General features: G+C 46.9%; 13 protein-coding genes. 11 read left to right on the top strand and 2 right to left on the bottom strand.

Annotation, left to right across the window (positions count from 1 at the left end; all coding sequences use genetic code 11):
* Nucleotides 1-36 precede the first annotated feature (36 nt).
* The 6 genes from AC4OGX_RS01565 (at nucleotide 37) to AC4OGX_RS01540 (ending at nucleotide 10,486) form a co-directional block, all read left to right on the top strand.
* Nucleotides 37-1,425 carry an MFS transporter gene (locus tag AC4OGX_RS01565; RefSeq protein WP_493328037.1) on the top strand — a complete coding sequence of 463 codons (1,389 nt, stop codon included), beginning with the start codon at nucleotides 37-39 and terminating at the stop codon, nucleotides 1,423-1,425.
* Between the two features lie 276 nt (nucleotides 1,426-1,701).
* The gene (locus AC4OGX_RS01560; RefSeq protein ID WP_493328036.1) at nucleotides 1,702-4,437 is read left to right on the top strand and encodes a beta-glucosidase; all 2,736 of its coding nucleotides are present in this window, start codon (nucleotides 1,702-1,704) and stop codon (nucleotides 4,435-4,437) included.
* Nucleotides 4,438-4,512: 75 nt separating this feature from the next.
* Entirely contained in the window at nucleotides 4,513-7,305 is a 2,793-nt protein-coding gene (locus AC4OGX_RS01555; RefSeq protein ID WP_493328035.1) for an alpha-L-rhamnosidase, read from the top strand.
* Between the two features lie 80 nt (nucleotides 7,306-7,385).
* Complete coding sequence (locus tag AC4OGX_RS01550) at nucleotides 7,386-8,987, top strand: GH35 family beta-galactosidase (protein ID WP_493328034.1); 1,602 nt, start codon at nucleotides 7,386-7,388, stop codon at nucleotides 8,985-8,987.
* Between the two features lie 59 nt (nucleotides 8,988-9,046).
* The gene (locus tag AC4OGX_RS01545; protein ID WP_493328033.1) at nucleotides 9,047-10,081 is read left to right on the top strand and encodes an alpha/beta hydrolase; all 1,035 of its coding nucleotides are present in this window, start codon (nucleotides 9,047-9,049) and stop codon (nucleotides 10,079-10,081) included.
* 105 nt (nucleotides 10,082-10,186) lie between these two features.
* The gene (locus AC4OGX_RS01540) at nucleotides 10,187-10,486 is read left to right on the top strand and encodes a hypothetical protein (protein ID WP_493328032.1); all 300 of its coding nucleotides are present in this window, start codon (nucleotides 10,187-10,189) and stop codon (nucleotides 10,484-10,486) included.
* Between the two features lie 10 nt (nucleotides 10,487-10,496).
* Here the strand turns inward: AC4OGX_RS01540 and AC4OGX_RS01535 are convergent, their stop codons facing one another.
* Nucleotides 10,497-10,763 (bottom strand): helix-turn-helix domain-containing protein, encoded by a 267-nt coding sequence (locus AC4OGX_RS01535; RefSeq protein ID WP_493328031.1) that lies wholly within the window; start codon nucleotides 10,761-10,763, stop codon nucleotides 10,497-10,499.
* 198 nt (nucleotides 10,764-10,961) lie between these two features.
* Between AC4OGX_RS01535 and AC4OGX_RS01530 the strand changes: the two genes are divergently transcribed.
* The 4 genes from AC4OGX_RS01530 (at nucleotide 10,962) to AC4OGX_RS01515 (ending at nucleotide 15,196) form a co-directional block, all read left to right on the top strand.
* Nucleotides 10,962-12,773: a family 43 glycosylhydrolase gene (locus AC4OGX_RS01530; protein ID WP_493328030.1), complete on the top strand. Its 1,812-nt coding sequence runs from the start codon at nucleotides 10,962-10,964 to the stop codon at nucleotides 12,771-12,773.
* 101 nt (nucleotides 12,774-12,874) lie between these two features.
* Nucleotides 12,875-13,618 (top strand): MerR family transcriptional regulator, encoded by a 744-nt coding sequence (locus AC4OGX_RS01525; RefSeq protein WP_493328029.1) that lies wholly within the window; start codon nucleotides 12,875-12,877, stop codon nucleotides 13,616-13,618.
* A 112-nt stretch (nucleotides 13,619-13,730) separates the two neighbouring features.
* Nucleotides 13,731-14,450: an ABC transporter ATP-binding protein gene (locus AC4OGX_RS01520; protein ID WP_493328028.1), complete on the top strand. Its 720-nt coding sequence runs from the start codon at nucleotides 13,731-13,733 to the stop codon at nucleotides 14,448-14,450.
* A gap of 2 nt (nucleotides 14,451-14,452) precedes the next feature.
* On the top strand, nucleotides 14,453-15,196 hold the full coding sequence (locus tag AC4OGX_RS01515; RefSeq protein WP_493328027.1) for an ABC transporter permease: 744 nt from the start codon (nucleotides 14,453-14,455) through the stop codon (nucleotides 15,194-15,196).
* Between the two features lie 202 nt (nucleotides 15,197-15,398).
* On the opposite strand, the gene AC4OGX_RS01510 is transcribed toward AC4OGX_RS01515, so the two are convergent.
* Nucleotides 15,399-15,863 (bottom strand): 8-oxo-dGTP diphosphatase, encoded by a 465-nt coding sequence (locus AC4OGX_RS01510; protein ID WP_493328026.1) that lies wholly within the window; start codon nucleotides 15,861-15,863, stop codon nucleotides 15,399-15,401.
* A 23-nt stretch (nucleotides 15,864-15,886) separates the two neighbouring features.
* On the opposite strand from AC4OGX_RS01510, the gene AC4OGX_RS01505 reads away from it, so the two are divergent.
* Nucleotides 15,887-16,297 (top strand): AAA family ATPase, encoded by a 411-nt coding sequence (locus AC4OGX_RS01505; protein ID WP_493328025.1) that lies wholly within the window; start codon nucleotides 15,887-15,889, stop codon nucleotides 16,295-16,297.
* Nucleotides 16,298-16,424 lie beyond the last annotated feature (127 nt).

Genomic DNA, 16,424 nt, shown 5'->3' with positions numbered 1-16,424 from the left:
ACAACAAGCAATACAGGGAAAGAGAGGAAGTTTTACATGAAGGAAAAGAAAGTAAAAGCCCCGAATCCGAACAAGATCGGTGTGGTAAAATTTATGGGATGGCAGAGCAGAGGGGCGTCTCTGGCGTGTATTACCATTGTTATGGGGTATCTGATGATCTTCTGTACAGATACACTGGGATTGTCGGCAGGAGTGGTAGGAACCTTAATGATGGTCAGCAAGGTGTTTGACGGTGTCTCTGATTTTATAGCATGCTATATTGTTGACAATACCCGCACCAAATGGGGAAAAGGCAGGCCCTATGAGTTCTGTATCATAGGAGTCTGGGTTTGTACCATGCTGTTATTTTATACGCCCCAGGGCTGGAGCACGGTTGTCAAATGTATCTGGGTATTCGTGATGTATACGATGGTATTTTCCGTATTCTCCACCTTACTGTTTTCCGCACAGACTCCGTATATGATCCGTGCCTTTGATGACAATCCACAGAAGATCGCAAAGGTAGGGGCTCTCGGAGGAATCGTGATCATGATCCTGGCGATGGTTGTATCTGTCAGCTTTCCTGTATTAATGGGAAAAATGGCAACAAGCCCGCAGGGCTGGAGAACATTGATCACGATCTATGCACTGCCGCTGATGGTGATTGGAATGTTCCGTTTTATTCTGGTGAAGGAAAATCCGAAGATCGACCTGGCAGCAGGGGAATCCAAAGTAAAAGTCAGAGATATCGTTACCTGTATGCGCAAAAATAAGTATGTTTGGCTGTTTGCAGGAATGGTAGGTACTTATACAGTGACTACCGGGTTCGGTGCTGCATCCTATTATTTCACCTATGTTGTGGGAGATATCAAGCTGATGGGTGTGATCACGATGCTTGGGGTAGTGACACTTCCGGTTATGTTTGTATTTCCTGCATTGATGAAGAAATTCTCGGCATCCCAGATGATCATGATCGGTGCAGGAATCGGTGCAGTGGGATATCTGATCCTCTTCCTGGCAAAGGCAAACATGCCGATGCTGGTTGCAGGGACGATCCTGATGGGAATTGGACAGTTTCCGGTAGCTTACCTGCAGGCAAATATCATCATGCAGTTAGCAGATTATAACGAATTTATCGGTCTGCCAAGAATGGACAGCTCCGTAGGTGTTGTGGCAGGAGCACTGAGCAAGGTGGGCGCGGGAATCGGATCAGGAATTACAGGCTTACTGCTGGGAGTGGCAGGATATGCCGGAGCAGCTGCCGTACAGAGCGACGGTGCGATCCTGGCGATCCGCGCGCTGTACAGCATCGCACCTATGATCTGCGTACTTCTGATGGGATTCTTTGCCATCAAAATGCAGCCGTTAGATAAGAAGGGACAGGAAATTACTGCTGCACTGGAAGAGAAACGTGCAAAGGCGCTTAAGGCAGTTCAGAATGCTTAATAAATGCTGAGCCGGAAAAAGCAAGGAATGAATGGAAGAAACTTTGGGAAACAAAGCCAGAAAAATAATGGCTAAAATGTGTACGGAAAAACGAAAAAATAGACAGACATATTTTTAAAATGTATTAAAATAAATATACAGGCAGTAAAAGATTACTGTTTAAGTTCAAAGAAAGTGGACAATGACAGCCAAAGCGCGCGGATGTATCCCTCATATGGAGAATGACGCGCGCTTTACTGCAAATAAGTAAAGAAGAAAAACAGGGAGGTTATGAAAATGTCACAGGGAAAATATACAGCACAGAGCTCTACGATAAAGGAAATTCTAACGGAACCAACGGCCCGGGAATTTTTGGAGAGGATGGCTCCGGGGATGGCAGATTCCCCGATGATGAATTACATCAATGCGGCCCCCATCGGCACGTTAATGGATAATATGCCGGATAAGAGGGATCTGTTTCAGGCATTGTTAGATCTGGCCAATGGAAGGGAGATATCTGTCGAAGTACAGGATCCAAAAAAGATACCTCCGCGGATCAATGAATCGGAAGAATTTGTGTATGATATTGATGATGTGGACGGGAAGATGTACATGCTGGATCATGGATTTTCCGGCTGTCTTGTGGTCCGTTTTACCAAGGAAATGGATGAATCGGTCTATGGAAACGTTACCTGTGAAGGAAGAGAACTTCCTAAGGGACTGATCAAAAAGATAGATGTGGCAGGCGGGATCCAGATGTTTGGCATTCCTGTGCGTACGGTCTGCACAGAGTATGGCAGTGAGTATACCCTGCATCTTGAGGGATTTATGGATACAGACGGCAATCAGATGAAGCCGCAGGATATTACAGTAAAGACACTTCCGAAACCGGAGATTGATCCGGCATACGCGAAGCATGATGCGGCTGCATTACAGGCCGCAGAGGAAGGCATCGTACTTTTGAAAAATGAGGGAGATGTGCTTCCTCTTGCGTCGGATTGTGAGATCGAGGTGGAAGGCACAGATCAGTTTCGGTTAGCAGCGGTTGGTGCAGGTAAAATCAATCCCCGCTATTACATGAACCTGAAACGTGCATTGGAGGAATGCTCAGATTTCCGGGTAAAGGATCAGGCAGATACCGGAATCGTTGTGATCAGCCGTGCCTCCGGGGAAAACTATGACAATAATGCAGTGAAAGGGGAATTTTATCTCACAGACGAAGAGGAAGAGAAGATCAAAGAGATGACTTCCAGGTGCAGCCAGGTGGTGGCAGTGATCAACTCCGGCTATCCCATGGATCTTCGCTGGACAAAGAAGTATGATGTGAAAGCGGTTCTGTGGTGCGGTTTCCCGGGAATGCTGGGAGGAAAGGCACTGGTGGAAATCCTGGACGGACGTATCAATCCATCAGGTAAACTGCCGGATACGTGGAGTCTGGACTATTTTGATATCCCGTCGAGTGCGAATTTTTACCTGCCAAAGGACGGGGAAGGGGCATTATCGGCAGACAGTCCTTACTTTGTAGATACCTTTTATGAGGAAGGCCTCTATGTAGGGTACCGGTATTTCGAAACCTTCAAAAAACCAGTGGCATACCCCTTTGGATTCGGACTGTCCTATACAGACTTTTCTATCACAGCGCGTTATGAAGAGGACAGGGTAAAGGCTGCGGTGACAAATGTGGGAGACCGTGCAGGAAAAGAGGTCGTTCAGATCTATGTGCAGATTCCGGAAGGGAAGCTGGAACAGCCGGATAAAAGGCTGGTCGGTTTTGCTAAGACAAGATGCCTGGAGCCTGGCGAAACGCAGGAATTGGAGATTGAAATACCGAAGAAGAATCTGGCATCCTTTGATACAAAGAGGGCATGCTGGATCCTGGAACCGGGGGTTTATACATTCTATTCAGGGAATTGTGTAAACAGTGTGGAAAACTGCGGTGTATATTCTCTGGAAGAGGAAAAAGTGATTTTCCAGTCAGAAAATCTGATGAAGCTTCCTGTTCAGATGGAGGTGCTCAGTAAGAAAAATCCGGCGTTCCCTGCCGGTTTACGATCCGGGATCAAGAAAGAATATCAGGAGCTGACACCAAAAGCAGAGAGAAGACACTATACGGAGAGTGATCTGACGAAAGAGGATCGTCCAAAGAAAACAAAGAATTCTGCGGCCTGGCTGGCAGAAGAACTGAGTATCGGGGAGCTGGCACGTTTCAGCGTCTGTGCCTCCCACGGGTGGGGCATGCATGAAACGGGTGAGGCCGGAAGAATCTACCGTCTGGAAGGGCGGAACCTGCCGCGTTATGCAGTGGCTGACGGCAACAACGGGGTGAATGTCAACCGCCCGAATATTGGAATGCCATGCAGCAATACGATCTGTGCGACCTGGAATGTGGAGATCCCATATGAGGCAGGACGGGTGATCGCCGAGGAGGCAAAGGAGAATGGCATCAGCATGATCCTGGCCCCGGCCATGAACATCCACAGGAATCCGCTGAACGGAAGACACCCGGAATATTTCAGTGAGGATCCTTATCTGGCAGGGATCATGGCAGGACATCAGAGTAAAGGTCTGGAAGAGAATGGTGTTTCAAGCAGCATGAAGCATGTCATCGCTAATAACTGCGAGGCATCCAGAAAGCGCAACCACAGCTTTATCACAGAACGTGCATTAAGAGAGATCTATCTGAAAGTCTTTGAATATGCGATTTCTGTCCACAAACCGGACTCCATCATGACTGCTTATAATGCATGTAACGGCTGTTATACCGCGGAAGATGAAGAACTGCTCCAGGGAATCTTTCGGAAGGAGTTTGGGTTCGACGGATTCGTGATGACAGACTGGAATTCCTATGACACGGCAGATGTTGCAGCGGCAGTGGGGGCAGGAAACTGCTGGATGACGCCGGGGACGACAGATGATACATACGTTCGTCCGATCATCGAGGGAGTCAAAAACGGACAGATTGAAGAGGCGAGGCTCAGAAGCAATGTACAGCATATTTTAGAGGTGGTGCTAAGGCGGAACGGGCAGGACTGAACGATAGAGATGAAAAACGGCGTGAAAGAGACTGCGCCGAAAAAACAGTGATGAAAGAACAGGAGGAATCGATTCGTGAGAGTTACGGACTGCAGAATCAATCATTTGAAAAATCCCATGGGGTATCGTATGAATCGTACCGTATTTTCATGGAAGGTCATAGAAGCAAAAGGAAAAAAACAAAAGTCAGCCCGCATCCGGGCAGCTCTGGATGGAGAGATGGAGCAGATTATATATGACTCCGGCTGGTCTGAAAGCCTAGACAGTCTGGCGAGCCGTGTAGATCTTAAACTAGAGCCGAGAACCCGCTATTACTGGCAGGTTTCCGTAAAAAGTGATGCCGGAGAAGAGGCGGACAGCGATGTAAACTGGTTTGAGACCGCCAAGCGGGAAGAGGTATGGTCCGGAAAATGGATCACCTGTGACAGCGGTAAGCCAAGGCATCCCGTCTTTACAAAGGAACTGGATCCAAAAGGCAGAGCAGAAGCTGCAAGGCTTTACATCTGTGGTCTGGGGCTTTATGAGGCCTATTTAAACGGTCAGCGTATCGGGGCAGAATATCTGGCTCCGTACAGCAATGATTACAATACGTGGATTCAGTACCAGACATACGATATTACGGAGGAGATCAATCAGGGCGGCAGCCTTGAGGTCCTTCTGGGGAACGGCTGGTGGAAGGGGCGTTTCGGATTCAATGCAAGAAATGCTGAGGGATTCTTTGGGAAGGACTGGAAGCTGATAGCGGAAGTTCACATTACCTATGAGGATGGAAGTACAGAGGTCATAGGAACGGACGAGAGCTGGGAAGTAAAGAGGAGCAGCCTGACCTTTTCTAATATTTATGATGGGGAGCATGCAGACGATACGCTGGAAGAGATTCAGCCGAATCCCGCGCTTCTGGATCCAGATCCGCCGAAGGGGAAACTGACGGAGAGAATGAGTACTCCTGTTCAGATCCGCGAGGAGATCACCCCGGTGGAACTGATCAAGACTCCGGCAGGAGAGACGGTCCTGGATCTGGGACAGAATTTTGCCGGCATCTTTAAGCTCCATGTCAATCTGCCGCGAGGGGAAAAGGTGCATCTTAAGTTTGGAGAAATCCTGCAGAACGGGAACTTTTACCGCGATAATCTTCGGACGGCAAAGGCAGAATACTGTTATATCTCTGATGGAAGGGAAAAAGATCTGATTCCCCATTTTACATATTACGGATACCGTTATGTGCTGGTGGAAGGAATCCCGGATCTAAGGAAAGAAGATTTTACCGGGCTTGCGCTGTACAGTGAGCTGACAAAAGCCGGGACGCTGGAAACCGGGAATGCACTGGTGAACAAGCTCATATCGAATACCAGATGGGGGCTGAAAAGTAATTTCCTCGATGTCCCGACAGACTGTCCCCAGAGAGACGAGCGGATGGGATGGACCGGAGATACCCAGGTATTCTGCGCAACGGCTTCCTTCCTGGAGGAAAGCTATGCCTTTTACGCAAAATACCTGTATGATTGTGCACAGGAGCAGAAGGTGCTTGGCGGCATGGTGCCGGATGTGGTTCCGTCTGTGGGACATGCAGGGAAGGGCTCCAGTGTATGGGGAGATGCGGCCTGCATTATCCCGTGGACGCTCTATCAGTTCTACGGAGATCTTTCAATCTTAGAAGAGCAATATGAAAGTATGAAGTCCTGGGTGGAATTCATTCGGAAAGCGGATGGAGATGACTTTGGATGGCGGAGACATTTCCACTATGGGGACTGGCTTGCGCTGGATAACCCGAAAGGCGGCACAGATGAGGTCAAGGGCGGTACGGATGACGGCTTTATCGCCAGCATTTACTACGGAAACAGTGCGCGGATCTTAGCGGATACTGCGGCGCTTCTGGGATACGGGAAGGACGAGAAGGAGTACAGACAGTTAGCGGAACAGATCTTTCATGACACCGTGGAAGAATATTACAGCTCAACCGGACGGTGCTGTGTCAATACCCAGACAGGATATATTCTGACTCTGCTCCACGGCCTCAGCAAAAATCCGGAGATGGTACGCTCGATGCTCAGACAGAATTTTAAGGACCATGACTATAAGCTGCAGACCGGATTTACCGGGACCCCGCTTCTTTGCAATGTACTTTCGGATCAAGGGATGGAGGACCTGGCATACAGGCTTCTTCTGAACGAGGAATATCCGGGATGGCTGCATGAGATTAAACTCGGAGCCACGACGATCTGGGAGCGCTGGAACAGTGTGGAGGAGGATGGAAGCATCTCAAGCACCGGTATGAACAGCCTGAACCATTATTCTTACGGCTCCATTGTAGAGTGGATCTTCCGGCATGTGGCAGGACTGAATCCGGTGCAGGAGCATCCGGGCTTTCGCGAAGCCCTGCTTACACCTGTGCCGAATTGGAAATTGAAATCTGCGGCGGCCGAATATGATTCTCCGGCAGGAGTTTACAAGAGTGCATGGGAAGTGACTGATGCCAACCAGGTGAAGATAAAGGTGAGCATACCGTTTGGCGCTACAGCCAGGCTAAGACTTTACAAGGCAGTGCCGGAGACATTTGAGGATCGTGAAAATCCGATGTTTGCCCGTGTGGAGGATGGAATCTGCTATCTTGAGGCAGGAGATTATGAGGTGATATATCAGACGAGTGAGAGCCTTAGAAAGATTCTGAACAGTTATATGCCGGTTCAGGAATTGATGGCGAATCCGGAAGCGGCGGCCGTGTTAACACAGGTTTCGCCCGGAATCGCACAGATGCCGGGGAATATGAAGAGCATGTCCCTCAGGCAGATCACAGAGAGATATGGGAATCCGCAGATGGCGGCTATGCTGGACGGGCTGGATGAGGCACTGGCAAAGATTGGGGAATAGAGAAAACAGACACGGAACACTGCCAAAGAGTGCTGCCGTGTCTGATTGTGTATAAATTGTATGAAAAAAGGAGGCGCAGTATGAAGATACCGCATATTGAAGAGCGAAATGGAACGAAGATTTTAATGGTGGATGAAAAACCATTTATTATGATTTCAGGAGAAGTCCATAACTCCAATTCATCGTCTGTGGAGTATATGGAGCAGGTATGGGAGAAAGCTGAGACATTGGGAATGAACAGCCTTCTGATGCCTGTTACATGGGAAATGGTTGAGCCGGAAGAGGGAAGATTTGACTTTAGTCTGGTGGACGGATTGATCCGGCAGGCAGAAAGAAAAGGGAAAAAGATCGGATTTCTCTGGTTCGGAGCATGGAAGAATGCCCAGTGCTATTATGCGCCGGAGTGGGTGAAGACGGATCTGGAGCGTTTCCGCAGGGCGGAAGTAGAAAAAGGGAAAAAATTTGTGAACTTAAAAGAGTTCTATGGAATGTCTTATACCTCCCTCTCTTATATGTGTGAGGCGACAAAGGAAGCAGACGCCAAGGCATTCCGGGAGCTGATGGAGCACATCAGGGAAGCAGACGGGGAAACTCATACTGTGGTCATGGTGCAGGTGGAAAATGAGACCGGAGTCATGGGGGCTGCCAGAGAGCATTCCGATGAGGCAGATGCTGCATTTGAAAGTCAGGTTCCCCAGGACTTCGCAGAGTACATGAGAAATCATACGGACACGATGAAAGAGGATGTCCGTGAAGCTGTATTAAAGGGCACGGCGTCAGGAAACTGGAGCGAAGTGTTTACAGATGCGGCAGAGGAAATATTCAGTGCGTATCACATTGCGAGCTATGTAAACTATGTGGCAGGGGCGGGGAAAGCAGTTTATCCACTGCCGATGTCAGTCAACTGCTGGCTGGACAAAGGCGAGGCCCCGGGAAAATATCCGAGCGGAGGTCCGGTGGCCCGTATGATGGAGGTTTGGAAATACTGTGCGCCGAATATTGACATCTATGCCCCGGATATTTACACACAGAATTTTATAGAAGTGTGTGAGGAGTACCGAAAGCTGGGAAATCCGATGTTTATACCGGAAACGGCAACTCACGGGTACTGCGGGGCAAGGCAGGTGTATGTAGTAGGCCATCATCATGCGATGTGTTATTCTCCATTCGGCTTTGAAGAACTTGGTGAACCTTTTTCTGCCCAGAGCATGTACCTGTTCGGCGCAGATACCACGGACCCGGCTCTTGCAACGCCGCAGGATGTGGAGCAGTATGCATGGTATTCCAATACACTCAAAGAGATGATGCCGCTGCTCGGGGCAAAATATGGAACCTGCGACCTTAAGGCCGTATGCAGCGAAGTGGATGGGGAAAAAAGTCTGCTGTTTGACAAATTTGGTTTCCGCATCGTGACCGAGTCCCGGATGATGCAGTTAAAAATGGGGGCTGCACTGATTTTGAAAGAATCAGAAGATACCTTTTACCTTCTGCTGAATGGTGTGGCAATGGTTCCTTTTTCAACAGATCCTAAGAACCCGTATCTGGATATTTTAAAGCTGGAGGAAGGAAAATTTGAAGACGGTGTATGGAAGATGAAACGCAGGCTGAATGGTGATGAGGTCGCTGCCATGTGCTATGAGAAGCCTGCACTTTTGAAAATGAAATTGTTTGCTTATCATTAGTTTGCCTACCATTAGAAAAAGGCTGTATAATAGTGTAAAAAGATAAAAGGAGGCAGCGTATGCGTGTAGAAAAGCTGGTATTGAATGAAGAAAGAAATGTGACTCTGACGGCATATTTACAGGAAGTGGGAGGCGAGTTCCGCTATGTAACCAGGCGTCCGGCAATCCTCGTACTTCCGGGTGGCGGCTATCAGATGTGCTCCGACCGTGAGGCGGACCCGGTGGCAATGCCGTACTTAAAGGCCGGCTATCAGGTATTTATCCTGAGATATTCCATAAAAGCGGATGCCGTATGGCCGAACCCTCTGAACGATTATGAACAGGCCATGGAACTGATCCAGTCAAAAGCTAAGGATTGGAGTCTGTATCCTGATAAAGTGGCAATCATTGGGTTCTCAGCAGGAGGACATCTGGCTGCATGTGCGGCAACGATGGCGAAGAACCGTCCGGCTGCGGCTATCTTAGGGTATGCTGTTGCAGGGGAAGATGTCAAAGGCTGCAATACGAGCGCTCCGAGTGCTATAGAGGCGGTAGATCAGGATACATGCCCTTGCTTTTTATTTGCCACAAGGACAGATAATGTGGTGCCTATTGCGAACACGGTTGACTTCATGCAGGCATTGATAAAGTATGACATTTCATTCGAAAGCCACATCTACGCATACGGACCTCACGGTTTTTCTACCTGTGACACCTCTGTGCAGTATAAAGACACAGAAATCTGCGTGAGAGTGCCTGACTGGGTAGAAGACAGCATCGGCTGGCTGAAAGACGTACTGGGCGAATTCGGTATGGATGGAATGACGGAGCCTGTCTGCAAGGCACATGTAACATCAGACCATGAGGCATTTATGTCAGTGGACTGCACGATCGGCCGGCTGATGGGAAATCCGGAGGCCAAGGCAGTACTTATGCCTATCCTTGAGAGAGGCACCTCGATGGGAGCCGGGCAGGATCAGGAGGGATTCACATCGGGAAATATGTTTGAGATGGTGAAGAAGATGAAGCTCAGAGATGCATTAAGCTATGGAAATGTGCCGGAGGATGTGATGAACAGGCTGAATGAACAGCTTGGGAAGATTCCGAATATTTAAAATGAGACTCCTTGGGGATTTATATATCCTGTAACGCTATTGATTATGCAGTAAGGTTTCTGTATAATTAGGGATAAATAAATCCCCAAAGGAGAAATTCAGGATATGGATTATGAAGATATAAAAAAGGAAATGGATCAGCATCCGCTATGTAAAGTCGTTAGAATGTTAAGTGAAGTTTATGAAAATAAAAGACGTGAGAATCTGGTTAAATGGGCGGAGGATCATCCTAAATATTGGGAAGATCTTTGTTGGATGGATAAAAAAAGCATCACTCATGAATATGCATCAGAAGTGATGGAATCTTTAATGAACAGCCATATTATAGAATTGCAGATTTACTGGTTATGCAGATGTAGTGATAAATTGAGTCTGGAGGGAAAAATGACGGATGAGGTGATATAGAAAACGAATATTATGAATCTACATCGCTGGTTATGCCGTCTAAAGACAGATCCCGGAAAAACTCATCATAGTTTACATCAAACAGCTGCTTCATGACCATTAATTCATAGATGCGGATGTTATAACGGTTTTGTTCCATTTTCTTATATACGTCACACGAAATGGAAACACCATTTAATTGTAGTAAGCGGGTAAACTGGGCTTGACTGAGTCCCATACCTTCGCGGAGCCGTTTTAAATTATGTCCAATACCGATGATATCCTGTTTTAGTTTCATGTAAAGGACTCCTTTCTGCTATGGAAATCAGGTAAATGTGTTCCTATTATAATCAAGTTTGGAAAGATGGTTGGGGATGTATACATCCCTTGGAGCGGGCAATTAGTAGAATTTAGGAAATAGTTTGAAACCGAGCAAAGAAATTTATTCAGGATTGGATATAAAGAGATTATGAAATAAAACAAGGAGGACAGTTTGATGAAATATTTTTGCAACCCGGTAAATGTTGATTACCGATATCAATTCAATAAAGCTATGAATGGAAAAGGAGAGGGTCTTGAGATCGCAAGGGAAGCTGCCGACCCATCCATGATCTGTTTTCAGGGAAAGTACTATATTTTTGCATCCATGACACTGGGTGTGTGGGTATCAGATGACATGGTCACCTGGAAAAATCACCGTCTTCCGGAGAATCTGCCGCTTTATGATTATGCGCCGGATGTTCGTGTGATGGGAGAGTATGTGTATTTCAGCGCTTCAAAACGCGGAGCTAATTGTAATTTCTACCGGACAAAGGATATCTTAAACGGGCCATATGAGGAGATCGAGGGAACGTTCGATTTCTGGGATCCAAACCTGTTTATCGATGATGACAAAAGAGTCTATTTTTACTGGGGATGTGCGAATGTGACTCCGATCTGGGGCGTGGAGCTGGATCCTGTGACGATGCATCCGGTCGGGGAGAAGAAGGAGCTGATCTTCGGGGCACCGGCAGAAAAAGGGTATGAGCGGATCGGAGAAGATCACAGCACCCCTCCGGTCACCGAGGAAGAGATCGAGTTGAAATTCAAGGGAATGATCGCAGCGAGCGGTATGAAGGAAGAGGAGATGTCTCCGGAAATGGTTGCCATGGCGAAAGGATATTTAAGTAACAATCCTTATATTGAAGGAGCCTGGATGGATAAATATGAAGGGAAATACTATCTCCAGTATGCGTGCCCGGGGGCGCAGTATAATGTCTATGCGGACGGCGTTTACATAGGGGACAGCCCTTTGGGACCATTTACCCTGGCGGCGAACAATCCGTATTCCTATAAGCCGGGCGGATTCATTCCGGGAGCAGGGCATGGATCTACTATGTGGGATACGCATCAGAACCTTTGGCATACTTCTACCATGCGGATCAGTATGAATCATACATTTGAGCGCCGCGTAGGAGTCTGGCCGGCCGGATTTGACGCAGACGGAGAGCTGTTCTGCAATCAGAGATACGGCGACTGGCCGCTGAATGTGGAGGCGGGAAAGATGGATCCGTGGAGAGATCCGGACTGGTATCTGTTAAGTTATGGGAAAGAAGTAACCTGTTCTTCCGCAGAGGAAGGAAAGGGGCCAGAGTTTGCGGCAGACGAGAATGTCAGGACATGGTGGCGTGCAGATTCGGCAGAACCCGGACAGTGGATCGAGATGGATCTGGGGGATGTGTATGATGTCCATGCCGTGCAGATTAATTTTGCAGATGATAAGATCGATGTTCCTCTTCCGGGTAAGATGAATGAGGAGCTGATGCAGCCCAGATATATAGAAGAGGCGGATATGGTGACAAGATGGGTTCTGACCGGATCCAGGGATGGAGAGGAATACTTCGTGCTGGAAGATAAATCAGAGGCGGACACAAATCTGCCCCACGATCTGGTTGTAAAAGAAGAAGGAGTGGATGTCAGGTATCTCAGGCTGATCATTCTAAAGATCCCATATGACCAGAAACCATGCATATCCGGGCTTCGTGTATTTGGGATCGGAAACGGAGAAAAGCCCGGGGTTCCTGAATTCACGGCACAAAGGATCAGCGATATCGATATGGATGTCACCATTTCTAAAAATGGAGCCATGGGATACAATATTCTTTGGGGACATGCTGAGGATAAATTATACCACAGTTACATGATCTTCGGAAAAGAAGAGCAGAGGATCGGAGCGCTTGTGAAAGGGCAGGAATACTATGTGAGAGTAGATGCCTTTAATGAGGCCGGGATCACAGAAGGGGTCGTGAAGAAGCTTGTTGTCCGCTAGATAAAGTTATGTTATCATAAAACCCTCCACTATAACACCAGACTTTTGGACGAGTGTATATTACATGATAAGAATGGAGAATAAATGGAGGGTTATGATCAATGAAAACTTATAAGACCGCGGAGGTCGCCGCGATAGCAGGGATACACCCTAATACGGTGCGTCTGTATGAAGAGCTGGGATTCATTCCGAAGCCAGAACGCCGGGAAAACGGGTATCGAATTTTTACAGATTTCCATATCCGGCAGATCAAGCTGGCCCGGACTGCATTTCAGATTGAAGTTTTACAGAACGGCCTGCGTAAGAAAATCGTAGAGATGGTAAAGGTCTCTGCCAGAGGGGATTTTGAAAAGGCAGTTTCTCTCACAGAAGAATATTTGCATCAGCTTAGTAAGGAAAGAAAAAATGCCAGGGAAGCGATCCGGATTGTAAAGCAGATCTTATCGGATACGGAAGAAAAAAGCAGCCTCACTATGAAGCGGAAGGAGGCCTCCTCTTATCTTGGGATCTCCATGGATACATTGAGGAATTGGGAAATGAACGGCCTTCTAACGGTAAAAAGAAGAGAGAACGGCTACCGTATCTATACAGACAGTGATATCAGGCGGCTGAAGATCATCCGCTCCCTGCGGTGCGCAAACTATTCACTGGAATCAATCCTGCGGCTGCTTGGGCAGTTATCGGAGAATAGAGATGTGGATATGGAGGCGGTTTTGAATACACCAAGGCAGTCTGAGGATATTATTTCTGTATGTGACAGGCTGATCATATCGTTATCTGAGGCAGAGGAAAATGCACGCCGGATCTTGAATATGCTAGAGGAGATGAGAATCCTATTTTCTTAAACCCTCCATCTTACCACCAATGTTTTTATTGGTGGTATTTTTTATGAGGGAGGGGATAAGGAGTTGAAGTGGGCCTGCCCGCTTTGTCCTGTAAAACAAAAGGAGGTAGAAAATGAAGGAAATCATCAAATTGGAACATCTGTCAAAATCTTATGGAGGGCTGACTGCAGTCAGCAATGTCAGTCTTTCCGTAAAAAGCGGCACAGTATACGGACTACTGGGTGCCAATGGTGCGGGAAAGAGCACCACGATCGAGTGTATGCTGGGGACCAGAAAAGCGGACAGAGGGAGTATATCGATCTTAGGCTGTGATCCAAAGAAAGACAGGAGACGTCTTTTTCAGGAGGTTGGTGTTCAGTTTCAGGAATGCGATTATCAGCCGGAGATCAAAGTCTGCGAATTATGCGAAGAGACACAATGTCTTTACAAAAATCCAGCCGACTGGAGAGTACTCTTAAGTCAGTTTGGAATCGGTGATAAAGAAAACTGTGCTGTAAAAAGCTTATCAGGAGGGGAACGTCAGCGTCTTTTTATCGTATTGGCTCTAATCCCCAATCCCAGGCTTGTATTTTTGGATGAATTGACGACCGGACTGGATGCAAAAGCACGCAGGGAAGTATGGAAGATCTTATCTGAATTAAAAGAAAAAGGGATCACCATCCTGTTAACCTCTCATTTTATGGATGAGGTAGAAGCTCTCTGTGATGAAATCTGTATTTTGCGGAAAGGGGAAGTGGTATTTTATGGAACTGTAGAACAGGCAAAGGAACAATGCGGCTGTACAAAATTCGAGGATGCATATCTGATGCTTTCCGGTGAGGAGGTTGAATAGGAATGAAAACATTTATTACACTGCTGAAAAACGAATGGAGATTGAATGTCAGAAATATGAACATGGTTATTTTTGCCGTGATCATGCCGCTGGTTGTGCTGGTTATTCTGGGATTCATCTATGGCACAAAGCCTGCCTTTGAGCATGCGGAGTATACCTTTTTGGAACAGTCATTTGGTGCACTTAGTACGATTTCAATCTGTGCCGGAGGACTGATGGGGCTGCCGCTTGTCATATCTGAATATCGGGAGAGAAAAATCCTGAAACGCTTTAAGGTAACGCCTATCAGCCCGGTCATGCTGCTTGCGGTTGAATTTCTGATCTACGTGATCTACTGCATCTTATCCATACTCATTTTGAGTTTAGCGGCAACGCTGTTTTGGAAGGTGAAAATACATGGCTCCTTTGCCGCATTTTTGGGGAGCTGGCTGTTAACGATGACCTCCACCTTAAGTATCGGGATGCTGGTGGGCGGAATTGCAAAAAATACAAAAAGTGCAAGTGTGATTGCCTGTATCCTGTATTTTCCGATGTTACTCTTTTCCGGCGCAACACTTCCGTTCGAGGTGATGCCGGAAATCATGCAGAAGATCATCAGTTATTTCCCTTTGACACAGGGAATACAGCTTATGAAAGCGGCTTTTCTGGGGGTACCGGTCACAAATGTGTATCTGTCGGTCATTGTGATGGGGGTGACCACAGTTGTATGCGCTGGTATTACGATTAAGTTCTTTAAATGGGAATAAGGGAAAGATGAGAAGTTAGGTATTTAGAAATAACATCAAAAGGTACTTCCGGTTGGAAGTACCTTTTGATGTTAAATTGAATCACAAGATGGGCGGCGTATCCATCATCTCAGGTACTCTTTCGAGTGTGTCGGGAGCCTTTCCGACCTTTGCAATTCAATTTATTGTATCTATAGTATAGGAGATTTATATTTACTACCCGTTATTGTAGTTTTTCAATGAGCTTTCCCTCTACGATCTCCATATAGCACTCGGACATGGTTTTGTCATCCATGATCTTGAGAACCGCCACCATCCCCGGAGCCAGATCTTTTCTGAGGAATTCCCGCTTTGATATCCAATAGACATTTCCTTCCTCAGAACTTTTCAGCGTTCCCTCATAAGTGTCTGCGCGGTAAAGGAAAACGAGATTTCGTACATCGGTCTTAAACCAGTGGTAAACGCCGGTTAAAATGGGATCGGAAATGGTGAGTCCGGTCTCCTCCTTTACCTCACGGATCATAGAATCCGTGAAAGTCTCACCTTCTTCCACGTGCCCACCGGGAAAAGTGGTTCCGGTATACTGATCATTTACCTTATCCAGTGCTAGAACATTTCCGTCAGAATCTTGTATCATACACATATTCATGAAGTTGACCTTTTCTATTTTGTGGTGATTATCTGGCATGTGATTTATTTCCTTTCTGAGAAATGATTATAGGGATATGGTACAGGATCCAGAGTGAATGTTCAAGAAAATATTTAACCGGAAGCAATGTTGTGAATCCCTGCGTTTTAGCTCATAAGAATACAAGAGAGCTATTCCGGGGGCTGACGATCATGGAAGACAGTGGTTTCGAAAGCAATCTGAACCAATATGATGTTATTGCCCTGAATATGCAGGAATTTTTAAGCAGGACACATGCGGTGAAAGCTATGCTGGAAAGGCTGAGCAGACTTGTTGTCCGGGATCTGATGCGTACCTATCCGGATGTTGATTACTTCGAGTCGGAGGATTTAATTCAAAGTATGCAGGATGTTTATGAAGATACAGGGCATCCTTTTGTGATGATTATTGATGAGTGGGACTGTGTCCTTAGAGAGTATAAGCAGGATCAGTAGTCAGCAGCATTCAGTTCAGGGAATATGCGGATTATTGGAACCAGACAGAGACATATGAGGCACTTAAAGTCTATATTGACATGAATTTTGAGGGGCTTAGAGACGATATTTTGATGATGTCTGGTGA

Source organism: Faecalicatena sp., assembly GCF_058819085.1.
The sequence above is the reverse complement of the archived record's forward strand: the minus strand, read 5'-3'. Positions and strand labels throughout refer to the sequence as shown.

Excerpts from the sequence above, each read along its gene's own strand:
- AC4OGX_RS01535 (WP_493328031.1), bottom strand. The coding sequence starts at position 10,763 with ATGAAACTAAAACAGGATATCATCGGTATTGGACATAATTTAAAACGG.
- AC4OGX_RS01530 (WP_493328030.1), top strand. The coding sequence starts at position 10,962 with ATGAAATATTTTTGCAACCCGGTAAATGTTGATTACCGATATCAATTC.
- AC4OGX_RS01525 (WP_493328029.1), top strand. The coding sequence starts at position 12,875 with ATGAAAACTTATAAGACCGCGGAGGTCGCCGCGATAGCAGGGATACAC.
- AC4OGX_RS01560 (WP_493328036.1), top strand. The coding sequence starts at position 1,702 with ATGTCACAGGGAAAATATACAGCACAGAGCTCTACGATAAAGGAAATT.
- AC4OGX_RS01565 (WP_493328037.1), top strand. The coding sequence starts at position 37 with ATGAAGGAAAAGAAAGTAAAAGCCCCGAATCCGAACAAGATCGGTGTG.
- AC4OGX_RS01515 (WP_493328027.1), top strand. The coding sequence starts at position 14,453 with ATGAAAACATTTATTACACTGCTGAAAAACGAATGGAGATTGAATGTC.
- AC4OGX_RS01540 (WP_493328032.1), top strand. The coding sequence starts at position 10,187 with ATGGATTATGAAGATATAAAAAAGGAAATGGATCAGCATCCGCTATGT.
- AC4OGX_RS01510 (WP_493328026.1), bottom strand. The coding sequence starts at position 15,863 with ATGCCAGATAATCACCACAAAATAGAAAAGGTCAACTTCATGAATATG.
- AC4OGX_RS01545 (WP_493328033.1), top strand. The coding sequence starts at position 9,047 with ATGCGTGTAGAAAAGCTGGTATTGAATGAAGAAAGAAATGTGACTCTG.
- AC4OGX_RS01520 (WP_493328028.1), top strand. The coding sequence starts at position 13,731 with ATGAAGGAAATCATCAAATTGGAACATCTGTCAAAATCTTATGGAGGG.
- AC4OGX_RS01505 (WP_493328025.1), top strand. The coding sequence starts at position 15,887 with ATGATTATAGGGATATGGTACAGGATCCAGAGTGAATGTTCAAGAAAA.
- AC4OGX_RS01550 (WP_493328034.1), top strand. The coding sequence starts at position 7,386 with ATGAAGATACCGCATATTGAAGAGCGAAATGGAACGAAGATTTTAATG.